The 20951-nt window shown below is 58.8% G+C and carries 18 protein-coding genes; 5 read left to right on the plus strand and 13 right to left on the minus strand.

Going from position 1 to position 20951, the window contains the following annotated elements; genetic code table 11:
* Positions 1-25 precede the first annotated feature (25 nt).
* The 6 genes from odhB to sdhC form a co-directional block, all read right to left on the minus strand.
* Positions 26-1246 carry a 2-oxoglutarate dehydrogenase complex dihydrolipoyllysine-residue succinyltransferase gene (gene odhB, locus K5Y35_RS27060; RefSeq protein WP_186748379.1) on the minus strand — a complete coding sequence of 407 codons (1221 nt, stop codon included), beginning with the start codon at positions 1244-1246 and terminating at the stop codon, positions 26-28.
* Positions 1247-1288: 42 nt separating this feature from the next.
* Entirely contained in the window at positions 1289-4120 is a 2832-nt protein-coding gene (locus K5Y35_RS27065; protein WP_222833390.1) for a 2-oxoglutarate dehydrogenase E1 component, read from the minus strand.
* Positions 4121-4379: 259 nt separating this feature from the next.
* Positions 4380-5084, minus strand: a complete 705-nt coding sequence (locus K5Y35_RS27070) for a succinate dehydrogenase iron-sulfur subunit (protein WP_038364054.1) — start codon at positions 5082-5084, stop codon at positions 4380-4382.
* Positions 5085-5095: 11 nt separating this feature from the next.
* Positions 5096-6868, minus strand: coding sequence for a succinate dehydrogenase flavoprotein subunit (sdhA, locus tag K5Y35_RS27075; protein WP_123465862.1), 1773 nt, complete (start codon positions 6866-6868; stop codon positions 5096-5098).
* Between the two features lie 3 nt (positions 6869-6871).
* A complete protein-coding gene (gene sdhD / locus K5Y35_RS27080) occupies positions 6872-7240 on the minus strand; it encodes a succinate dehydrogenase, hydrophobic membrane anchor protein (protein WP_007919900.1) in 369 nt (122 codons plus the stop codon).
* The gene (gene sdhC / locus K5Y35_RS27085) at positions 7234-7608 is read right to left on the minus strand and encodes a succinate dehydrogenase, cytochrome b556 subunit (RefSeq protein WP_045122948.1); all 375 of its coding nucleotides are present in this window, start codon (positions 7606-7608) and stop codon (positions 7234-7236) included. Before sdhC ends, sdhD begins: the two co-directional genes overlap by 7 nt.
* 362 nt (positions 7609-7970) lie before the next feature.
* On the opposite strand from sdhC, the gene gltA reads away from it, so the two are divergent.
* Entirely contained in the window at positions 7971-9260 is a 1290-nt protein-coding gene (gene gltA, locus K5Y35_RS27090; RefSeq protein WP_003222994.1) for a citrate synthase, read from the plus strand.
* A gap of 891 nt (positions 9261-10151) precedes the next feature.
* Here the strand turns inward: gltA and K5Y35_RS27095 are convergent.
* From K5Y35_RS27095 to K5Y35_RS27105, 3 genes are all read right to left on the minus strand, one after another.
* Positions 10152-11810 carry a cation acetate symporter gene (locus K5Y35_RS27095; RefSeq protein WP_222833391.1) on the minus strand — a complete coding sequence of 553 codons (1659 nt, stop codon included), beginning with the start codon at positions 11808-11810 and terminating at the stop codon, positions 10152-10154.
* Entirely contained in the window at positions 11807-12118 is a 312-nt protein-coding gene (locus K5Y35_RS27100; RefSeq protein ID WP_007919908.1) for a DUF485 domain-containing protein, read from the minus strand. The genes K5Y35_RS27095 and K5Y35_RS27100 overlap by 4 nt, the downstream gene beginning before the upstream one ends.
* 248 nt (positions 12119-12366) lie before the next feature.
* Entirely contained in the window at positions 12367-13218 is an 852-nt protein-coding gene (locus K5Y35_RS27105; protein WP_123465857.1) for a glycine betaine ABC transporter substrate-binding protein, read from the minus strand.
* 286 nt (positions 13219-13504) lie between these two features.
* On the opposite strand from K5Y35_RS27105, the gene K5Y35_RS27110 reads away from it, so the two are divergent.
* Positions 13505-15100: a beta (1-6) glucans synthase gene (locus K5Y35_RS27110; protein WP_222833392.1), complete on the plus strand. Its 1596-nt coding sequence runs from the start codon at positions 13505-13507 to the stop codon at positions 15098-15100.
* 122 nt (positions 15101-15222) lie between these two features.
* Here the strand turns inward: K5Y35_RS27110 and K5Y35_RS27115 are convergent, their stop codons facing one another.
* A complete protein-coding gene (locus tag K5Y35_RS27115; protein ID WP_222833393.1) occupies positions 15223-15591 on the minus strand; it encodes a hypothetical protein in 369 nt (122 codons plus the stop codon).
* A gap of 224 nt (positions 15592-15815) precedes the next feature.
* On the opposite strand from K5Y35_RS27115, the gene K5Y35_RS27120 reads away from it, so the two are divergent.
* Both K5Y35_RS27120 and K5Y35_RS27125 read left to right on the plus strand, forming a co-directional pair.
* The gene (locus tag K5Y35_RS27120) at positions 15816-17114 is read left to right on the plus strand and encodes a serine/threonine protein kinase (protein ID WP_123465851.1); all 1299 of its coding nucleotides are present in this window, start codon (positions 15816-15818) and stop codon (positions 17112-17114) included.
* A complete protein-coding gene (locus K5Y35_RS27125; protein WP_123465849.1) occupies positions 17107-17895 on the plus strand; it encodes a VacJ family lipoprotein in 789 nt (262 codons plus the stop codon). The genes K5Y35_RS27120 and K5Y35_RS27125 overlap by 8 nt, the downstream gene beginning before the upstream one ends.
* 128 nt (positions 17896-18023) lie before the next feature.
* On the opposite strand, the gene K5Y35_RS27130 is transcribed toward K5Y35_RS27125, so the two are convergent.
* Positions 18024-18938, minus strand: a complete 915-nt coding sequence (locus K5Y35_RS27130) for a DUF808 domain-containing protein (RefSeq protein ID WP_128614998.1) — start codon at positions 18936-18938, stop codon at positions 18024-18026.
* A gap of 133 nt (positions 18939-19071) precedes the next feature.
* On the opposite strand from K5Y35_RS27130, the gene K5Y35_RS27135 reads away from it, so the two are divergent.
* Positions 19072-19680: a TetR/AcrR family transcriptional regulator gene (locus K5Y35_RS27135; protein ID WP_123465845.1), complete on the plus strand. Its 609-nt coding sequence runs from the start codon at positions 19072-19074 to the stop codon at positions 19678-19680.
* Positions 19681-19790: 110 nt separating this feature from the next.
* Here the strand turns inward: K5Y35_RS27135 and K5Y35_RS27140 are convergent, their stop codons facing one another.
* Complete coding sequence (locus K5Y35_RS27140) at positions 19791-20249, minus strand: REP-associated tyrosine transposase (protein WP_222833394.1); 459 nt, start codon at positions 20247-20249, stop codon at positions 19791-19793.
* 209 nt (positions 20250-20458) lie between these two features.
* Positions 20459-20899: a GlcG/HbpS family heme-binding protein gene (locus tag K5Y35_RS27145; protein ID WP_128614996.1), complete on the minus strand. Its 441-nt coding sequence runs from the start codon at positions 20897-20899 to the stop codon at positions 20459-20461.
* Positions 20900-20951 lie beyond the last annotated feature (52 nt).

The raw sequence follows: 20951 nt of genomic DNA on the forward strand, positions 1-20951 counted from the left end.
GTAGCTTGACGCTTGCAGCTGCTTTTTAGATATCCAGCAACAGACGAGCCGGATCTTCCAGCAGGTTCTTGATGGTCACCAGGAAGGTCACAGCTTCTTTGCCATCGATCAGACGGTGATCGTAGGACAGTGCCAGGTACATCATCGGACGGATCACGACCTGACCGTTGATGGCCATCGGACGCTGGATGATGTTGTGCATGCCCAGAATCGCTGCCTGCGGCGGGTTGACGATCGGGGTCGACATCATCGAACCGAAGGTACCACCGTTGGTGATGGTGAAGGTACCACCGGTCATCTCGTCCATCGACAGTTTGCCGTCGCGGGCTTTTTTGCCGAATGTTGCGATGCCGCCTTCGATTTCAGCCAGGCTCATCAGCTCGGCGTTACGCAGAACCGGTACCACCAGACCACGGTCGCTGGAAACAGCAACACCGATGTCGGCGTAGCCGTGGTAAACGATGTCGCCGCCGTCGATCGACGCGTTGACAGCCGGGAAGCGCTTCAGCGCTTCGGTGGCGGCCTTGACGAAGAACGACATGAAGCCCAGGCGTACGCCGTTGTGGGACTTCTCGAACAGATCCTTGTACTTCGAACGCAGAGCCATGACTTCGGTCATGTCAACTTCGTTGAAGGTGGTCAGCATCGCCATGTTCGACTGAGCTTCAACCAGACGCTTGGCCACGGTGGCACGCACGCGGGTCATCGGCACGCGCTTCTCGATGCGGTCGCCAGCGGCGAACACAGGAGCGGCGGCAGCTGGAGCAGCAGCCTTGGCAGGCGCGGCAGCCGGAGCGGCTTTCTTGGCGGCAACAGCAGCCACCACGTCTTCCTTGGTCACACGCCCGCCTTTGCCGGTGCCGGCAACGGAAGCGATGTTGATGCCGTTTTCTTCAGCCAGCTTGCGCGCGGCAGGAGCAGCAACAGGATCGTCTTCGCCTTCAGCAGCGGCCGGGGCAGCGGCGGCCGGAGCAGCAGCTGGAGCAGCTGGAGCAGCGGCAGCAGCGCCGCCTTCAACGATGGAGCCCAGTACTTCGTCGGACAGGACGGTTTCGCCCTCGCCCTTGACGATTGCGCCCAGCACGCCATCAGCAGTAGCCAGAACTTCCAGTACGACTTTGTCAGTTTCGATGTCGACGATCAGTTCGTCGCGCTTGACGGCGTCGCCCGGTTGCTTGTGCCAGGTGGCAACGGTGCCATCGGCAACCGATTCCGGGAAAGTGGGGGCTTTGATCTCGATAGCCATTATCTGTAGTTCCTTAAATTCGGTTTCAGGTGCGCGAAGGCGTTAAACGGTAAACGCGTCTTGCAGCAGTTTTTCCTGCTGCTCGGCGTGCATCGAAGCGTAACCACAGGCTGGGGCAGCAGAAGCCTCACGGCCCGCGTACTCAAGTACGAGAGACTTGTCGAGGTTGCTGATGCTACGGCGCAAGTGATGCTGGCTGCAGTACCAGGCACCCTGGTTCATCGGCTCTTCCTGACACCAAACGGCATGTTTGACGTTGGTGTAAGGCGCCAGGACTTCTTTCAAGTCGTCCTCAGGGAATGGATACAGCTGCTCGATACGCACGATGGCGATATCTTCACGGCCTTCGGCACGGCGTTTTTCCAGCAGGTCGTAGTAGACCTTGCCGCTACACAGAACAACGCGCTCGACCTTTTTCGGATCCAGGGCATCGATTTCCGGGATAACGGTCTGGAACGAACCTTCAGCCAGATCTTCCAGGGTCGAGATGGCCAGTTTGTGGCGCAGCAGCGACTTAGGTGTCAGAACAACCAATGGTTTGCGCAGCGGGCGAATCACCTGACGACGCAGCAAGTGGTAGATCTGCGCCGGGGTAGTCGGCATGCACACCTGAATGTTGTGCTCGGCGCACAACTGCAGGTAACGCTCAAGACGTGCCGAGCTGTGCTCAGGACCCTGACCTTCGTAACCGTGTGGCAACAGCATGGTCAGACCGCAGAGACGGCCCCACTTGTGCTCGCCGCTGGTGATGAACTGGTCGATGACAACCTGTGCACCGTTGGCGAAGTCGCCGAACTGGGCTTCCCAGATCACCAGCGCGTTCGGCGTGGTGGTCGAGTAACCGTATTCGAATGCCAGTACCGCTTCTTCCGACAGGAACGAGTCGTACAGGTCAAAACGTGGCTGACCGTCGTACAGGTTCTGCAGCGGAATGTAGGTGCCCGCGTCTTTCTGGTTGTGCAACACAGCGTGACGGTGCGAGAACGTACCGCGGCCGATGTCCTGACCGGTCATGCGAATCGGGTGACCTTCGAACGCCAGGGTCGCGTACGCCATGGTTTCGGCGTAACCCCAGTTGATCGGCAGGCCGCCGGCTTGCATCTTCTGACGGTCTTCGTAGATCTTCGCGACCTGACGCTGAACCACGAAGCCTTCCGGAATCTCCAGCAGCTTGGCGGACAGTTCTTGCAGGGTCTTCAGATCGAAGCGCGTGTCGTGACGCGCAGTCCAGGCATGGCCCAGATACGGACGCCAGTCCACGAACAGCTCTTTGTTCGGCTCTTTGACCAGCGACTTCACCACGTGCAGACCGTTGTCCAGCGCGTTGCGGTACTCGTCGACCTTGGCCTGAACGCGATCAGCGTCCAGCACACCGGCCTGGGTCAGGCGATCAGCGTACAGCTCACGGGTGGTGCGCTGCTTGGTGATCTGCTGGTACATCAGCGGCTGGGTGCCGCTTGGCTCGTCGGCCTCGTTGTGGCCGCGACGACGGTAGCAGACCAGGTCGATCACCACGTCACGCTTGAACTGCATGCGGTAGTCGATGGCCAGCTGGGTCACGAACAACACGGCTTCCGGATCATCGCCATTCACATGGAGAATCGGCGCCTGGATCATCTTCGCAACGTCGGTGGCGTACTCGGTGGAACGCGAGTCCAGCGGGTTGCTGATGGTGAAACCGACCTGGTTGTTGATCACGATGTGCACGGTACCGCCGGTCTTGAAACCGCGGGTCTGCGACATCTGGAAGGTTTCCATGACCACGCCCTGACCTGCGAACGCAGCGTCGCCGTGGATGGAGATCGGCAGCACCTTCTCACCGGTAGCGTCGTTACGACGATCCTGACGGGCACGAACCGAACCTTCAACCACCGGAGAAACGATTTCCAGGTGGGACGGGTTGAACGCCATGGCCAGGTGAACTTCACCGCCGGCAGTCATCACGTTGGACGAGAAGCCCTGGTGGTATTTAACGTCACCGGAACCCAGCTCGACCTTCTTCTTGCCTTCGAACTCGTCGAACAGCTCGCGCGGGTTCTTGCCGAAGGTGTTGACCAGGACGTTCAGACGGCCACGGTGAGCCATGCCGATGACGACTTCCTTGGTGCCGTAGGAACCGGAACGCTGGATCAGTTCGTCGAGCATCGGAATCAGGCTTTCGCCGCCTTCCAGACCAAAACGCTTGGTGCCCGGGTATTTGGTACCCAGGTATTTCTCCAGACCTTCACCGGCGGTCACGCGCTCAAGCAGGTGGCTCTTGATGTCGGCGGAGTACGTCGGACGACCACGCATGCTTTCCAGACGCTGCTGGAACCACTGGCGCTGCTCGGAATCGGTGATATGCGTAAATTCAGCGCCGATGGTGCGGCAATATGTCTGCTGCAACGCTTCGTGAATTTCGCGTAGGCTCGCTTCCTCTTTGCCGATGAACAGGTCGCCGGCACGGAAGGTCGTATCAAGATCGGCATTGGTCAAGCCGTAATGATTGATCGACAGGTCTGCAGGTGCAGGACGCTGCCACAGTCCCAGCGGGTCAAGCTGGGCTGCCTGGTGGCCACGCATACGGTAGGCCTGGATCAATCGCAGCACTTCAACTTGCTTCTTCTCGTGCTCACTGCTCACGCTGCCGGCGGAAACCGGTTGGGCGCGGCGCTGGTTCTTTGCCAGCAGCACGAAATGATCGCGAATTGTGGAGTGCGAAACATCAGTGGCAGAGTTGCCGTCGGCAGGCAACTTCTGAAAGTAGGTGCGCCACTCTTCTGGCACAGCGTTAGGGTCGTGCAGGTAGAGCTCATAAAGCTCTTCCACATAGGCAGCGTTTCCACCTGAAAGGTAGGCGCTGTTCCACATGCGCTGCATCACGCTTTCTTGCATGCTTGGTCACCCTCGGTTAGGGGAACACCATCGGCGTCGACACCGAGCAAACTTGCAGAAGTCCGAATGCAGCGACCAAAACAAGCCACTTAGGATCACGCTGATAGTCCGGGTACCAGCCCGGATGCCCCTGCTTGTCTCATTTCTTCAAAATAAGAGCTGCAGCTTGTGACTACGGCTCTGGTTATAGCCATGACGCGGGTTGAAGCCCGCGCCACAGCCTCTTCGGTACAGCGGTTCTACGGTTACAGCAGCTGAATCACACGCCGCTCGAGAGCAACATGTTACGGATGTGACCGATGGCCTTAGTCGGGTTCAGGCCTTTCGGACATACGTTGACGCAGTTCATGATGCCCCGGCAGCGGAAAACGCTGAACGGGTCATCGAGCGAAGCCAGACGCTCGTTGGTCTTGGTGTCACGGCTGTCTGCCAGGAAGCGGTAGGCTTGCAGCAGCGCAGCTGGACCCAGGAACTTGTCCGGGTTCCACCAGAAGGACGGGCACGAGGTCGAGCAGCAAGCGCACAGGATGCACTCGTACAGACCGTCGAGCTTTTCACGCTCTTCAGGGGACTGCAGACGCTCGATGGCCGGAGCCGGCGTGTCGTTCTGCAGGTAAGGCTTCACCTTCTCGTATTGCTTGTAGAAGATGCTCATATCGACGACCAGGTCACGAATAACCGGCAAACCTGGCAGCGGACGAACGATCAGCTTGTTGCCTTTTACGACAGCGGACAGCGGCGTGATGCACGCCAGACCGTTTTTGCCGTTGATGTTCATGCCGTCGGAGCCGCAGACACCTTCACGGCAAGAGCGACGATAGGAAAAACCCTCGTCCTGCTCTTTGATCAGGGCCAGCACGTCCAGCACCATCAGGTCTTTACCACCGGTATCGACCTGGAATTCCTGCATGAACGGCGCAGCGTCCTGATCAGGGTTGTAACGATAAACACTGACTTGCAACATGGCGGTCACCCTTAATAAGTCCGGACTTTAGGTTCGAAAGTCGGAACAGTCTTCGGCGAGAAGTTAACGGCACGCTTGGTGACGCGCTTGTCACCCGGGAAGTACAGGGTGTGGCACAGCCAGTTTTCGTCGTCACGGTCTTCAAAGTCTTCACGGGCGTGAGCGCCGCGGGACTCTTTACGTACTTCGGCCGCGATGGCGGTAGCTTCAGCCACTTCCAGCAGGTTTTGCAGTTCCAGCGCTTCGATACGTGCAGTGTTGAACGCCTGCGACTTATCGTTGATCTTCACGTTGGCGATACGCTTGCGCAGATCGGCCAGCTGAGCGATACCCTTCTGCATGTATTCGCCGGTACGGAATACACCGAAGTAGTTCTGCATGCAGCTTTGCAGCTCGCGACGCAGGGTGGCGACGTCTTCGCCATCGGTACGGCTGTTCAGCGCGTTCAGACGCGACAGGGCTGCTTCGATATCGGCTTCGGTAGCGTCGTCGTATTCGATGCCGTCGGTCAGCGCCTTTTCCAGGTGCAGGCCGGCAGCGCGGCCGAATACCACCAGGTCGAGCAGCGAGTTGCCGCCCAGACGGTTGGCACCGTGAACCGATACGCAAGCCACTTCACCTACCGCGAACAGACCAGGAATGATCTGGTCCACGCCTTCAGCGTCCTGGGTGATCGCCTGGCCGTGAATGTTGGTGGCAACGCCGCCCATCATATAGTGGCAAGTCGGAACAACCGGAACCGGCGCAACCACCGGGTCAACGTGTGCAAACGTCTTCGACAATTCGCAGATGCCTGGCAGACGGCTGTGCAGCACTTCCTCGCCCAGGTGGTCGAGCTTGAGCATTACGTGGTCGCCATTCGGACCGCAACCGTTGCCGGCGATGATTTCTTTAACCATCGAACGAGCAACCACGTCACGACCAGCAAGGTCTTTCGCGTTCGGAGCATAACGCTCCATGAAACGCTCGCCGTGCTTGTTGATCAGGTAACCACCTTCACCACGGCAACCTTCGGTCACCAGTACACCGGCGCCGGCGATGCCGGTCGGGTGGAACTGCCACATTTCGATGTCTTGTACCGGCACGCCAGCACGCAGTGCCATGCCGACGCCGTCACCGGTGTTGATCAGGGCGTTGGTGGTGGAAGCGTAGATACGACCTGCACCGCCGGTAGCCAGTACGGTGGCCTTGGCGCGGATGTAGGTGGTTTCGCCGGTTTCGATGCAGATCGCGATCACACCGACGAATTCGCCTTCCTGGTTTTTCACCAGGTCGACAGCGTAGTACTCGTTCAGGAACGTGGTACCGGCTTTCAGGTTGCCCTGATAAAGGGTGTGCAGCAGCGCGTGACCGGTACGGTCGGAGGCTGCGCAAGTACGGGCAGCCTGGCCACCTTTACCGTAGTCCTTGGACTGACCACCGAACGGACGCTGGTAGATACGGCCTTGCTCGGTACGCGAGAACGGCAGACCCATGTGGTCCAGCTCGAAAACCGCGGCCGGGCCTTCCTGACACATGTATTCGATAGCGTCCTGGTCACCGATGTAGTCGGATCCCTTGACGGTATCGTACATGTGCCAGCGCCAGTCATCGTTCGGGTCAGCCGACGCGATGGCGCAGGTGATGCCGCCTTGGGCGGACACAGTGTGCGAACGGGTCGGGAAAACCTTGGTGATCACGGCAGTCTTGTGACCACCCTGTGCCAGTTGCAGCGCAGCGCGCATGCCGGCACCGCCACCACCAATAATGATGGCGTCGAAAGAAATCGTTGGAATGTTAGCCATGAATCAGATACCCCAGAGAATCTGCACACCCCAGACGAAGTAAGCGAACATCGCGATGCCGCAAACTGCCTGGAAAAGGAAACGTACTGCGGTCGCGGACTTGCCCAGCGCCATTGGCGTCAGGTAGTCGGTCGCGATGGTCCACATGCCGACCCAGGCGTGAGCGCCCAGGGCAACGAGGGCCAGCAGACTGAAGATACGCATCCCGTTGTGAGCGAACAGGCCGTGCCACTGGTCGTAGCCAATGCCCGGATTCGCTGCAAGGTATCCGATCAGGAAAATGAAATAAGCCGCGAGAACAACCGCAGACACACGTTGCGCCATCCAGTCATAGAGGCCCGAACGCGAAAGGTTCGTAACGCTGGTTACCATATCCAAACTCCTGCCAGAACGATCAGCACCACGGAAATGGCGATGATGATTTTCGAGCCCAGGCGGCCGCCTTCCAGCGTCTCACCGATGCCCATATCCATGATCAAGTGGCGCACACCGGCTACCAGGTGATACAGCAGAGCGGACAGGAGGCCCCATGCTACGAACTTGGCCAGCGGGCTGGTCAAGCATGCCTTCACTTCGGCAAAACCTTCCTCGGAACCCAGGGATTTGCCCAATGCATAAAGCATGAAGCCGAGGCCCAGGAAGAGGATGATGCCGGAAACACGGTGAAGAAACGACGTAACGCCGGTGATGGGGAGTTTGATGGTCCTTAGGTCTAGGTTTACAGGTCGTTGGCTTTTCACGGCTTTTTTTTCACACTGAAGAGCCCCTAACAATCAGGGCAAAGTTGTTGGGGAGTGCACTGGTCAGGTAACCACCACCCAGGGATGCGACCCCCAATAAAGCAGGCCCAAAAGCCCTTGGCGGTCGGTGGCCGAGTATAGACAGTTAGGCTACTAATGACAACGCAATCACCTACCCCAAATAGCTGATTGCACAAGTCGTATAAAAGGCGTAAATGGCAGTCAATTTCGAGGAAAAAGTACGCTTAAAGCCTTCTGGAGCAAGACTTTAGGCAAATTGACATTCGAATTTATCTCACTATAGTGGTGCGGGCCCTGCGTGGGGGGTCTGTCTGATGGTTCAAGCATAAATAGGAGGCCACATGGCTGACAAAAAAGCGCAGTTGATCATCGAGGGCGCAGCCCCCGTCGAGCTGCCCATTTTAACCGGCACCGTTGGTCCCGATGTAATTGATGTTCGGGGCCTGACGGCCACGGGCCGCTTCACTTTCGACCCAGGCTTCATGTCGACCGCCTCGTGCGAGTCGAAGATCACCTATATCGACGGCGACAACGGCATTCTGTTGCACCGCGGCTACCCGATCGAACAACTGGCTGAAAAGTCGGACTACCTGGAAACCTGCTACCTGCTGCTCAATGGCGAACTGCCAACCGCAGAACAGAAGGCCCAGTTCGTCAGCACCGTGAAAAACCACACCATGGTTCACGAGCAGTTGAAAACCTTCTTCAACGGTTTCCGTCGCGACGCCCACCCGATGGCCGTCATGTGCGGTGTAGTCGGCGCCCTCTCGGCCTTCTACCACGACTCCCTGGACATCAATAACCCGCAGCATCGTGAAATCTCCGCGATCCGTCTGGTTGCCAAGATGCCGACCCTGGCAGCGATGGTTTACAAGTACTCCATGGGGCAACCCATGATGTACCCGCGCAACGACCTGACGTACGCGGAAAACTTCCTGCACATGATGTTCAACACCCCGTGCGAGATCAAACCAATCAGCCCGGTGCTCGCCAAGGCCATGGACCGGATCTTCATCCTCCACGCCGACCACGAGCAGAACGCGTCGACTTCCACCGTGCGTCTGGCCGGCTCCTCGGGTGCCAACCCGTTCGCCTGTATCGCCGCCGGTATCGCCGCACTGTGGGGCCCTGCCCACGGTGGTGCGAACGAAGCCGTATTGACCATGCTCGACGAAATTGGTGATGTGTCCAACATCGACAAGTTCATCGCCAAGGCCAAGGACAAGAACGATCCGTTCAAGCTGATGGGCTTCGGTCACCGCGTTTACAAGAACCGCGACCCTCGCGCGACTGTAATGAAGCAGACCTGCGACGAAGTACTGAAGGAGCTGGGCATCAACAACGATCCGCAACTCGAACTGGCCATGCGCCTGGAAGAGATCGCGCTGACCGACCCGTACTTCATCGAGCGCTCGCTGTATCCGAACGTCGACTTCTACTCGGGGATCATCCTCAAGGCGATCGGCATTCCGACCAGCATGTTCACCGTGATTTTTGCACTGGCACGTACTGTCGGCTGGATCTCCCACTGGAAAGAAATGCTCTCCAGCCCGTACAAGATTGGCCGTCCGCGCCAGTTGTACACCGGCTACGAGTCGCGTGACATTACCAAGCTGGAAGACCGCAAATAAGGCTTGTCTTGCGATAACGTCTTGAAGTTGTACCGGGAACGGCCTCTATTTATATAGGGGCCGTTTTTGTTTATTTGGTCTCAGCGGCCTGCGGGCCGACTGTGACTGTGGTTAGGGGGCATATCCGTTTCTGCGGGTGTTGCCGCTGGCGGTTTCGCTCTTACAGCGAGTCACTTTTTCCAAACGCCGGAATGCCGGCCCAGCGAAAAAGTAACCCAAAAGGCTTTGCCCCGGCGTACGGCACCTCGCTGAGGACACCTTCGCTCGGCCTGCCGATGGGGCAAAAAATCAAAAGCCAAAGCCGGATCAAGAGCCCCTCACCCTAGCCCTCTCCCGGAGGGAGAGGGGACTGACCGTGGTGTTTGGGGGAGCTGCGCCGACGTGCAATACCGCGTTGAACTCAGGTTCTAAAAAGCAAACAAATCAGCCCCCTCCCATGAGGAAAAGGAGACTGACCGAGGTGTTTGGGAGAGCTACTTCGATGTGAAATACCGAGTCGAACTCAGATTTTGACAAGCCCAAAAATCGGCTCCCTCTCCCTCCGGGAGAGGGCTGGGGTGAGGGGCAGTTCCAACACAAATCCAAAGCCGAGCACGCTGCGCTCCTCACCACTCAACAGGATGAGCGTTAGCTCGGCTGCAGCTCTTGATCTGTAAGGCGACGTCGGAAGGAACCCCGAGCCCCAGCGAGCGGGCCGTACGTAGGAGCAAGCGTTTTTTGCTTACTTTTTTTGGCGCTTGAAAAAAAGTGAGTCGCCGTAAGGGCGAAACCCTAAACCGCCGTTACCGCAGCAACGGATATGTACACAGCTCAAGCCGATAACCGCCCACAAAAAATGCCCCGATCTCTCAACCGGGGCATTCAGCACAACATTACAAAACCATCAAACCATCAATGCGAAACCGCCCCACTCGCCCCCAACCCAGTCTGCGAACGCACAAACTGCGGGAAGAACAGCGCCCGCTCGTTATCAGCAGCCGCCGACTTGTCAGTAATCGAGAAGAACCAGATCCCGATGAAAGCAATGATCATCGAAAACAGCGCCGGATACTCGTAAGGGAAAATCGCCTTCTCGTGATGCAGAATCTGCACCCAGATGGTCGGGCCAAGGATCATCAAGCCAACCGCACTCACCAGACCCAGCCAGCCGCCAATCATCGCACCGCGGGTGGTCAGCTTCTTCCAGTACATCGAAAGCAGCAGCACCGGGAAGTTGCAGCTCGCCGCGATGGAGAACGCCAGGCCAACCATGAACGCAATGTTCTGGCTTTCGAACAGGATGCCCAAGCCAATCGCCAGCAACGCCAAGGCAATGGTGGTGATCTTCGAGACACGAATCTCGTCCTTCTCGTTCGCCTTGCCCTTTTTGATCACACTGGCATACAGGTCGTGAGACACAGCCGAAGCACCGGCCAGAGTCAGACCCGCCACAACCGCCAGAATGGTCGCGAACGCCACCGCCGAGATAAAGCCGAGGAAGATACTGCCGCCGACCGCGTTGGCCAGGTGCACCGCCGCCATGTTGTTGCCGCCCAACAGCGCGCCAGCAGCATCTTTGAAGGCCGGGTTAGTGCTGACCAGCAGGATCGCGCCGAAGCCGATGATGAAAGTCAGGATGTAGAAGTAGCCAATGAAACCAGTTGCGTAGAGCACGCTCTTGCGGGCTTCTTTTGCATCACTCACGGTGAAGAAGCGCATCAGAATGTGTGGCAGGCCAGCCGTACCGAACATCAGCGCCAGACCCAGCGAGAAGGCCGAAATCGGATCCTTGACCAGACCGCCCGGGCTCATGATCGCTTCGCCTTTGGCGTGAACCTTGATCGCTTCGGAGAACAGCGTGTTGAAGTCGAAGCCTACGTGCTTCATTACCATCAGCGCCATGAACGAGGCACCGGACAGCAACAGCACAGCCTTGATGATCTGCACCCAAGTGGTCGCCAGCATGCCGCCGAACAGCACGTACATGCACATCAGCACACCGACCAGAATCACCGCAACGTGGTAGTCCAGACCGAACAACAGCTGGATCAACTTGCCGGCACCGACCATTTGCGCGATCAGGTAGAACGCCACCACCACCAGCGAACCGCAAGCGGACAGCGTGCGGATCTGGGTTTGCCCGAGGCGGTAGGACGCTACGTCGGCAAAGGTGTATTTGCCCAGGTTACGCAGGCGCTCGGCGATCAGGAACAGAATGATCGGCCAGCCCACCAGAAAGCCGATCGAGTAGATCAGACCATCGTAGCCGGAGGTGAACACCAGCGCGGAAATCCCCAGGAAGGATGCCGCCGACATGTAGTCACCGGCAATCGCCAGACCGTTCTGGAAACCGGTGATCTTGCCGCCAGCGGCATAGTAGTCGGCCGCCGAGTTGTTTTTCTTCGAGGCCCAGTAGGTGATGTACAGGGTCGCGCCAACGAACGCGACGAACATCAGGATCGCAGGAATGTTCAGTGGCTGTTTGGCCACTTCACCGGTCAACGCGTCAGCCGCCCAGACACTCGGTGCGACCGCAGCAACGCTCAAAAGAGCCAGTAGACGCCGGATCATTGCTGAGCCTCCTTGAGAATCGCATTGTTCAGGTCGTCGAACTCGCCATTGGCGCGGCGCACGTAGATAGCGGTGAGGATGAATGCAGAAAGAATGAGTCCGACACCGATTGGAATTCCCCAGGTAATCGAGGATTCCGGACTGAGTTTCGCGCCCAGAATATGCGGCCCGTAAGCGATCAACAGGATGAAGCCAGAGTAAAGCCCGAGCATGATCGCCGAGAGTATCCAGGCGAACTTTTCCCTTTTTCGCACCAGCTCCTTGAATCGGGGACTGTTTTGAATCGAGAGGTAAATGCTGTCGTTCATTGTTTTTATCCTCGCAGCACAAATTATTGTTGGAACGTAGCTAATGTATGCGGCTGCGAGCGCGGTAACAGACGACCTTAGTAGTAGAACGCCATGACGTAATCGCCATTCTTGAGCACACATAAAAAACTGTGGGAGCTGGCTTGCCAGCGATGGCGTCGTGTCAGCCAACTATTAGTCAACTGACAGACCGCTATCGCGGGCAAGCCCGCTCCCACAGGGTTTGTGGTGAAAGATGCTATTTCGGGTTATTTGGTCCAGTCAGCCACGCGATCAGGGTGCTTGGCGACCCATTCCTTGGCCGCGGCGTCAGGCTTCGCACCGTCCTGAATTGCCAGCATGACTTCGCCGATCTCGTCTTTCGACGCCCACTGGAAGTTTTTCAGGAACTTGGCCACTTCCGGGGCTTTGGTGGCGAGTTCCTTGCTGCCGATGCTGTTCACGGTTTCAGCCGCGCCGTACACGCCTTTCGGGTCGTCGAGGAAGCGCAGTTTCCACTTGGCGAACATCCAGTGCGGGACCCAACCGGTAACCGCAATCGACTCGTTCTTCTTCTCGGCACGGGTCAGCTCGGCAATCATGCCGGCGCCGGAACTGGCCTTGAGGGTGTAACCGGTCAGGTCGTAATCCTTGATTGCCTGATCCGTCTTGAGCATCACGCCGGAACCGGCGTCGATGCCAACAATACGCTTTTTGAAGCTGTCGTCGGTTTTCAGGTCTTCGATGGATTTGGCTTTCACGTATTCCGGCACGATCAGGCCGATTTTCGCGTCCTTGAAGTTCGGGCCGTAATCGACCACCTGGTCCTTGTTCTTCGTCCAGTATTCACCGTGGGTCACTGGCAGCCAGGCCGAGAGCATGGCGTCGAGTTTGCCGGTGGCCACGCCTTGCCACATGATCCCGGTGGCGACGGCTTGCAGTTTCACGTCGTAGCCGAGTTTCTGCTTGATCACTTCGGCCGCCACGTGGGTGGTCGCGACGCTGTCGGACCAGCCGTCAACGTAACCGATGTTAAGGGTCTGTTTTTCAGCGCTGGCGAATGTGGAACTCATCGCAAGCACCAGAGCGGCACCTGCGCCTAAAAGTCGTCGCATCTTCATCGTTACTTCCCCGAAATGCTGCGCCCGACGGATGCCGGGCATCGTCAACGTATTGTTATGGTGCACAGCGCCCCCATCACGCCTGACCGCAAACTCGCCCGACCGTCAGTGGAGTACTGACGCTTTCGATCATCGGCCTGACGCCCGCAGCGACCTGCTCTGTCAGCGACCTCAATACACCGAGAAACGACATCAGAAAGCCATTAATTGCAGCTGAATAAATGACGCCAGATAATCCGCCCGAACTTTGCATGGCAAATCATGCCGGCCACCAACGCGTGGATAAATGCAGGTAACATGCGTCGCTTTGCAGCCACTCGGCCTGACCATGTCCGCGACGTCCCGCTTCCCGTTTATTCCTTATCTCTTCGCTTGCCTGCTCGGCCTGCTGGCCATTGGCGGCTTCTGGTACGACCTCGGCAAGCCGGTGATCCTCCCGGACGCCGCGACCCCGACGCATAAATTGCAGTGCGCCTCCTACACGCCTTTCGACAAGGATCAGTCGCCGTTCGACGTGCCGTTCAAACTGCGTCCGGAACGCATGGATGCCGACCTTGCCCTGCTGGCGACGCGCTTCGAATGCATCCGCACCTATTCGATGACCGGCCTCGAAGCCCTGCCGGAACTGGCGCGCAAGCACGGTTTGAAGCTGATGATCGGCGCCTGGGTCAACAGCAACCCGGTGGACACCGAAAAAGAAGTCGATCTGCTGATCAAGTCGGCCAACGCCAACCCGGACGTGGTCAACGCGGTGATCGTCGGCAACGAAGCCTTGCTGCGCAAGGAAGTCACCGGCGCACAACTGGCCAAACTGATCAACAAAGTCAAAAGCCAGGTCAAGCAACCGGTCACGTATGCCGATGTCTGGGAGTTCTGGCTCAAGCACCCGGAAGTCGCGCCGGCGGTGGATTTCCTGACCATTCACCTGCTGCCGTACTGGGAAGACGACCCGTCGAACATCGACGTCGCCCTGCAACACGTGGCGGATGTGCGTCAGGTGTTCGGCAACAAGTTTGCGCCCAAGGACGTGATGATCGGCGAGACCGGCTGGCCCAGCGAAGGCCGCCAGCGCGAGACCGCCCTGCCGAGCCGAGTCAATGAAGCCAAGTTCATTCGTGGTTTTGTCGCGATGGCCGAAAAGGAAGGCTGGCACTACAACCTGATCGAAGCGTTCGACCAGCCATGGAAGCGTGGCAGCGAAGGCGCGGTTGGCGGTTACTGGGGCCTGTTCGACGCGGATCGTCAGGACAAAGGCGTACTCGCCGGGCCGGTGACCAATGTGCCGTACTGGAAGGAATGGCTGGGCCTCGGCGGGCTGATTTTCCTCGGTACGCTGCTGCTCGGCGGCCGGGTGCGCAGCACACAATCGGCATTGATCCTGCCGCTGCTCGGTGCGGTGGCTGCCTGCTCGATCGGCGCCTGGGGCGATCTGGCGCGGGTGACCACGCGGTTTGCCAGCGAATGGCTGTGGGTCGGCTTGCTGACCGTGTTGAATCTGTCAGTGCTGGTGCACGCTGCGTTGACCTTGAGCGCCCGCCAGGGTTGGCGTGAACGCGCGTTCAATTGGCTGGAGCGCCGCGCCGGGTGGCTGGTCGCTGTGGCCGGTTTTGCCGCTGCGGTGATGATGCTGGAGATGGTGTTCGACGCACGTTATCGCAGCTTCGCCAGCATGGCGTTCATTCTGCCGGCGCTGGTGTACGTGTGCCGCCCGGTCAGTGTGCCGCGCCGGGAAATCGCCCTGCTGACCTTCATCATCGGCGCAGGGATTGCCCCGCAGCTGTATGAAGAGGGATTGTTGAATCAGCAGGCGTGGGGCTGGGCGCTGGTCAGTGGCTTGATGGTGGCGGCGCTTTGGCGTTGCCTGCGGGTTCGCAAGGGCTGATCTTCAGCGTCTGAACCGGCCTCATCGCTGGCAAGCCAGCTCCCACAGGTTTTCGGGGCGTACACACATGCTGTGTTCACCCACGCCCTTGTGGCAGCGGGCTTGCCCGCGATGACTGACTGTCAGGCGCTACGGGTCGCCCGGACCAGGCGCAACCCGGCAATCACCAGCGCAAACACCGCCAACGTGGTGTTGTACAACGCCAGCGCCGGCAGGCCGAACGCCAGCGCGAGCACCGCCAGCCACCACCCTGCCCGCCCGGGCAACACAAACCCCAGCAACGCTGCAACCAGCGCGGTCCAGCCCAACACCTTGAAGTGAATCATCAGCCCCAGGTTCGAGCGCACCGTACATTCCCAGCGGCTTGCCTCGTCGACGCAGATGCCGACCCACCGTCCATCCTCCATGAAGCCGTAACGCGCGCCATAGCTGGCAGCCAGCCACAACGGCAACAGGACAAGCAACAGCACCACGGGCAAGCGGCGAGACATGAATCACTCCAATCTACGGAAATCGGCGGCCAGCTTAATCGGACTTGTACCGTTGGCAAGTACTAACAACTGTTAACTGTTCATTCGACCGCTGCAAAGTGTATCGTCCAGCTACTATTACTCCGAATTCTGCCTGTTTGGTGCCGAGGCATGGCACTTTGGCGCAAGCCCGGTGGTCATAGCCTGCGAACTTCATTCGGCACCTTCCTTTAAGGGATCCAGTCATGCTCCGTTCCTTGCGCTTCGCCGCGCTGTTCAGCGGCCTTATTCTGAGTGCGTCCGCACTGGCGGTGGATATCGATGCCGCCAGTTATGGCTATCCCCTGACCAACCCGTTCGAGGCAACCATCGCCACGACGCCACCGGACCTGCGCCCGGAATTGCCGTCCAACGACGACATCAACCAGTCCGACCAAAGCATCACCTTGCGCCCGGAGCGGGCCTTCATCCTCCCTGACAACTTCTGGGCGGTGAAGAAGCTCACCTACCGCATCGCCGAGCAGGACAAACCGGCGCCGCTGATCTTCCTGATTGCCGGCACCGGCGCACGCTATGACAGCACGCTCAACGAATACCTGAAGAAGCTCTACTACAAGGCCGGTTATCACGTCGTGCAGTTGTCCTCGCCGACCAGTTTCGATTTCATCAGTGCCGCTTCACGCTTCGCCACGCCCGGTATCACCAAGGAAGACGCCGAAGACATGTACCGGGTGATGCAGGCCGTACGGGCGCAGCACCCGAAACTGCCGGTCACCGAGTATTACCTGACCGGCTACAGCCTCGGCGCCCTCGATGCCGCGTTTGTCGCGCACCTGGACGAAACCCGGCGCAGCTTCAACTTCAAGAAAGTCCTGCTGCTCAACCCGCCAGTCAACCTCTACACCTCGATCAGCAACCTCGACAAGCTGGTTCAGACCGAAGTGAAAGGCATCAACAACAGCACCACCTTCTATGAACTGGTACTGGGCAAGCTGACCCGTTACTTCCAGCAGAAAGGCTACATCGACCTCAACGACGCCCTGCTGTATGACTTCCAGCAGTCCAAGCAGCACCTGACCAACGAGCAGATGGCGATGCTGATCGGCACGTCGTTCCGCTTCTCGGCCGCCGACATCGCCTTTACTTCGGACCTGATCAACCGTCGCGGCCTGATCACCCCGCCGAAATTCCCGATCACCGAAGGCACCAGCCTCACGCCGTTCCTCAAGCGTGCGCTGCAATGCGACTTCGATTGCTACCTGACTGAACAGGTGATTCCAATGTGGCGCGCGCGCACCGACGGCGGCAGCCTGCTGCAACTGATCGACCAGGTCAGCCTGTATGCGCTCAAGGATTACCTGCACGACAGCCCGAAAATCGCCGTGATGCACAACGCCGACGACGTGATCCTCGGCCCGGGCGACCTGGGCTTCCTGCGCAAGACGTTCGGCGATCGCCTGACCGTTTATCCACTGGGCGGCCATTGCGGCAACCTTAACTACCGCGTCAACAGCGACGCCATGCTGGAGTTTTTCCGTGGCTAAATATCTCCTGCTGATTGCAGCGCTCCTCAGCGCAGGCGTGGCCCAGGCCGACAACAGCAAAGCCAACGCGCCGGTGGTGGTCGACAGCGACGGCTTCAAGGAGCCGTTGTCCAAACTCAAGTTCAACCCGGGTCTGGACCAGCGTGAGTTCGAGCGCTCGACGCTCAACGCGCTCAACGTGTATGACCCGCTGGAGTCGTGGAACCGTCGCGTCTACCACTTCAACTACCGCTTCGACCAATGGGTGTTCCTGCCGGTGGTCGACGGTTACCGTTACGTGACCCCTGGCTTCCTGCGCACCGGGGTCAGCAACTTCTTCAATAACCTCGGCGACGTGCCGAACCTGGTCAACAGCCTGCTGCAGTTCAAGGGCAAGCGTTCGATGGAAACCACCGCACGCCTGTTGCTCAACACCACCATCGGCATTGCCGGCCTGTGGGACCCGGCGACCGCCATGGGCCTGCCGCGCCAAAGCGAAGACTTCGGCCAGACCCTGGGCTTCTACGGTGTACCGGGCGGCGCCTACTTCGTGCTGCCAATTCTCGGCCCGTCGAACATCCGCGATACCGCCGGGCTCGCGGTGGACTACACCGCCGAATCGGCGATCAACTATCTGAACGTCTCGGAAGTCAGCTCCAACCATCCTGAGGTCTGGGCCCTGCGCGCCGTCGACAAGCGCTACCAGACCAACTTCCGCTACGGCCAGATGAACTCGCCGTTCGAGTACGAGAAAGTGCGCTACGTGTACACCGAGTCACGCAAGTTGCAGATTGCCGAGTAAAAACGGCTGCCACAAAACAGTGTGGGAGCGAGCTTGCTCGCGAATGCGGTAGTCCAGTCAACGTTTAAGTCGACTGATACTCCGCTTTCGCGAGCAAGCTCGCTCCCACATTTGTTTTGTGTCGCTGGTTAGCTCTTCAAGGCGCGCCAGATTTTGCCGACCACCGAAACCACCGCCAGCACCACCGCGCCCGCGATGATCCCCGCCACACCGTTGAGCAGCACCGGCACCGCAAACCCGGCACCGCCCGCCGCTGCGCCAACGCCTTCAATCCAGTGATGCACCACAGGAATGCCGTGGGTGAGGATGCCACCGCCGACCAGAAACATCGCCGCCGTACCGATCACCGACAGGCCTTTCATCATGTACGGCGCGGCGCGCAGGATCGCGTTGCCGATGCTTTTTGCTGCCGAGCCGGATTTCTGCGTCAGCCACAGGCCCAGGTCGTCGAGTTTGACGATGCCGGCCACCAGACCGTAAACGCCAACGGTCATGACAATCGCGATGCCGGACATCACGATCACTTGCTGGGTCAACGAGGCATCGGCCACGGTACCGAGGGTGATGGCGATGATTTCCGCCGAGAGGATGAAGTCGGTGCGGATCGCGCCTTTGATCTTGTCCTTCTCGTAGGCCACCAGATCGGTGGTCGGGTCAGCGACCGCCTCGGTGAGTTGCGCATGCTCGGCGTCATCTTCGGCCTTGCTGTGCAGGAACTTGTGCGCGAGCTTTTCAAAACCTTCAAAACACAGATAGGCGCCGCCAACCATCAGCAGCGGCGTCACCAGCCACGGCACGAACGCACTGATCGCCAGCGCCGACGGCACCAGAATCAACTTGTTGAGGAACGAACCCTTGGCCACCGCCCAGACCACCGGAATTTCCCGCTCGGCGCGCACCCCGGAGACCTGCTGGGCATTGAGCGCCAGATCGTCGCCGAGCACCCCGGCGGTCTTCTTCGCGGCCATCTTGCTCATCAACGCCACGTCATCCAGAACGGTGGCAATATCGTCGATCAGCACCAGCAAACTGCTTCCTGCCATGAATCTTGTTTCCTTATGTGAATAATGCCGTGCAGCATACCGCGACTGCAGGCCACACGGGCATTCTTGAGCCACGCGCGAGGCCGGTGCTACCATGCGCAACCGCCAGAACAGGCAAGGAACCACCGGGTTTATGAGCACAATCCGCGAGCGCAACAAAGAACTGATCCTGCGTGCCGCCAGCGAGGAATTCGCCGACAAGGGCTTCGCGGCGACCAAAACCAGCGACATCGCCGCCAAGGCAGGATTGCCCAAACCCAACGTCTACTACTACTTCAAGTCCAAGGAAAACCTCTACCGCGAGGTGCTGGAAAGCATCATCGTGCCGATTCTGCAGGCCTCGACCCCGTTCAACCCGGACGGCGTGCCGAGCGAAGTGCTCAGCGGCTACATCCGCTCGAAGATCCGCATCTCCCGCGACCTGCCCTTCGCCTCGAAAGTGTTCGCCAGCGAAATCATGCACGGCGCCCCGCACCTGAGCGCCGACCTGGTCGAGCAACTCAACAGCCAGGCCAAGCACAACATCGACTGCATCCAGACCTGGATCGACCGCGGCCAGATCGCCCCGATCGACCCCAACCACCTGATGTTCAGCATCTGGGCCGCGACCCAGACCTACGCCGACTTCGACTGGCAGATCTCTGCGGTCACCGGCAAGGACAAGCTCGACGAGGCGGATTATGAAGCGGCAGCGCAGACGATTATCCGATTGGTGTTGAAGGGGTGTGAGCCGGATCAGTAAGACTGCGGTGACTGCTTCGCGAGCAGGCTCACTCCTACAGGGATTTGTGAACGCCACAAATCCAATGTGGGAGCGAGCTTGCTCGCGAATGGAGCGACTCGGTTAGCCTGTCAGACCCAAATCGCATCCCACAGCGGATAGTCGCCAAACTTTTGTACTAAACCTGCCCGCAATGGGTTAGCCACGACATAACGTGCCATTTTCACCAAATCGTCTTCCCGCCTCATCGCGCGATCATGAAATCCCTGCTGCCATAAACGGCCCTTTCTACCCGCATGCATATTCACCGCCCGCGCGCTCAGGGATTTGGTCCTTTGCATCAGCTCACTAAGTGAACCCCGCTTCAAGTCAATCAACCAATGGAAATGATCGGGCATGACCACCCACGCCAACGAGTCAGCAAAGTCCTGATCCTGGGCGCTGCGAAGTTGGTCAACGACCAACCTGCCCAACGCAAAATCGTGGAAAACAGGTTCGCGATATAGGGTATTGGCAGTCAGCAGATAAATTCGGTTGGGCTCGTCGTAACGACCAAAGCGCAAGCGATGTGAAGCGGACAGTTTCGGCATTCCTTTGCCCCTTTCAAGCGATGACCTGAAAGGTTAGATCTGCAAACGGGGAGGAATCGTCAAGACTGTTAGCCAGATGTGTCCGTTGAATCGCCTTCGCGAGCAAGCTCGCTCCCACAGGGGATTTGAGGTGTTCACACTTTATGTGTCAGAACACAAACCTGTGGAAGCGAGCTTGCTCGCGAAGACTTTTGGTCAGCCGCTACTGATCAAGCCGCCACCCCAGCATCCGCCTTCAACTCCAGCGCCTCCACTGCCCTGATCGCCACCTGCTCATCAATATCCGACAGATCGCCGCTGATGCCGATCGCTCCCAGCACATTCCCCGCCTGATCCCGAACCAACACCCCGCCCGGGGCCGGGACGACGCTGCCCTGGCCCATGCTGTTGAGTGCGGCGACAAAGGCCGGGCGTTGTTGGGCGTCCAGCGCCAGCAGGCGTGAGCCCTTGCCCAAGGCGATAGCGCCCCAGGCTTTGCCGATGGCGATCTGCGGGCGCAGCAGACTGGCGCCGTCTTCGCGTTGCAGGGTGATCAGGTGGCCGCCGGTATCGAGTACCGCAATGGTCAGCGGCGCAGCGTTGATAGCGCGCCCGGCGCTGATGGCTTCGTTGACCAGGTTGACTGCGACTTTCAAGGTTAAAGCGCTCATGGTGCCGTCCTCATTTTGTTATTGGGAAAGTCGGGGGGCTGCGGTTTTGTGC

It is taken from the genome of Pseudomonas sp. SC3(2021) (assembly GCF_019856535.1).
In the GTDB taxonomy this organism is placed as follows: Bacteria; Pseudomonadota; Gammaproteobacteria; order Pseudomonadales; family Pseudomonadaceae; genus Aquipseudomonas; species Aquipseudomonas monsensis.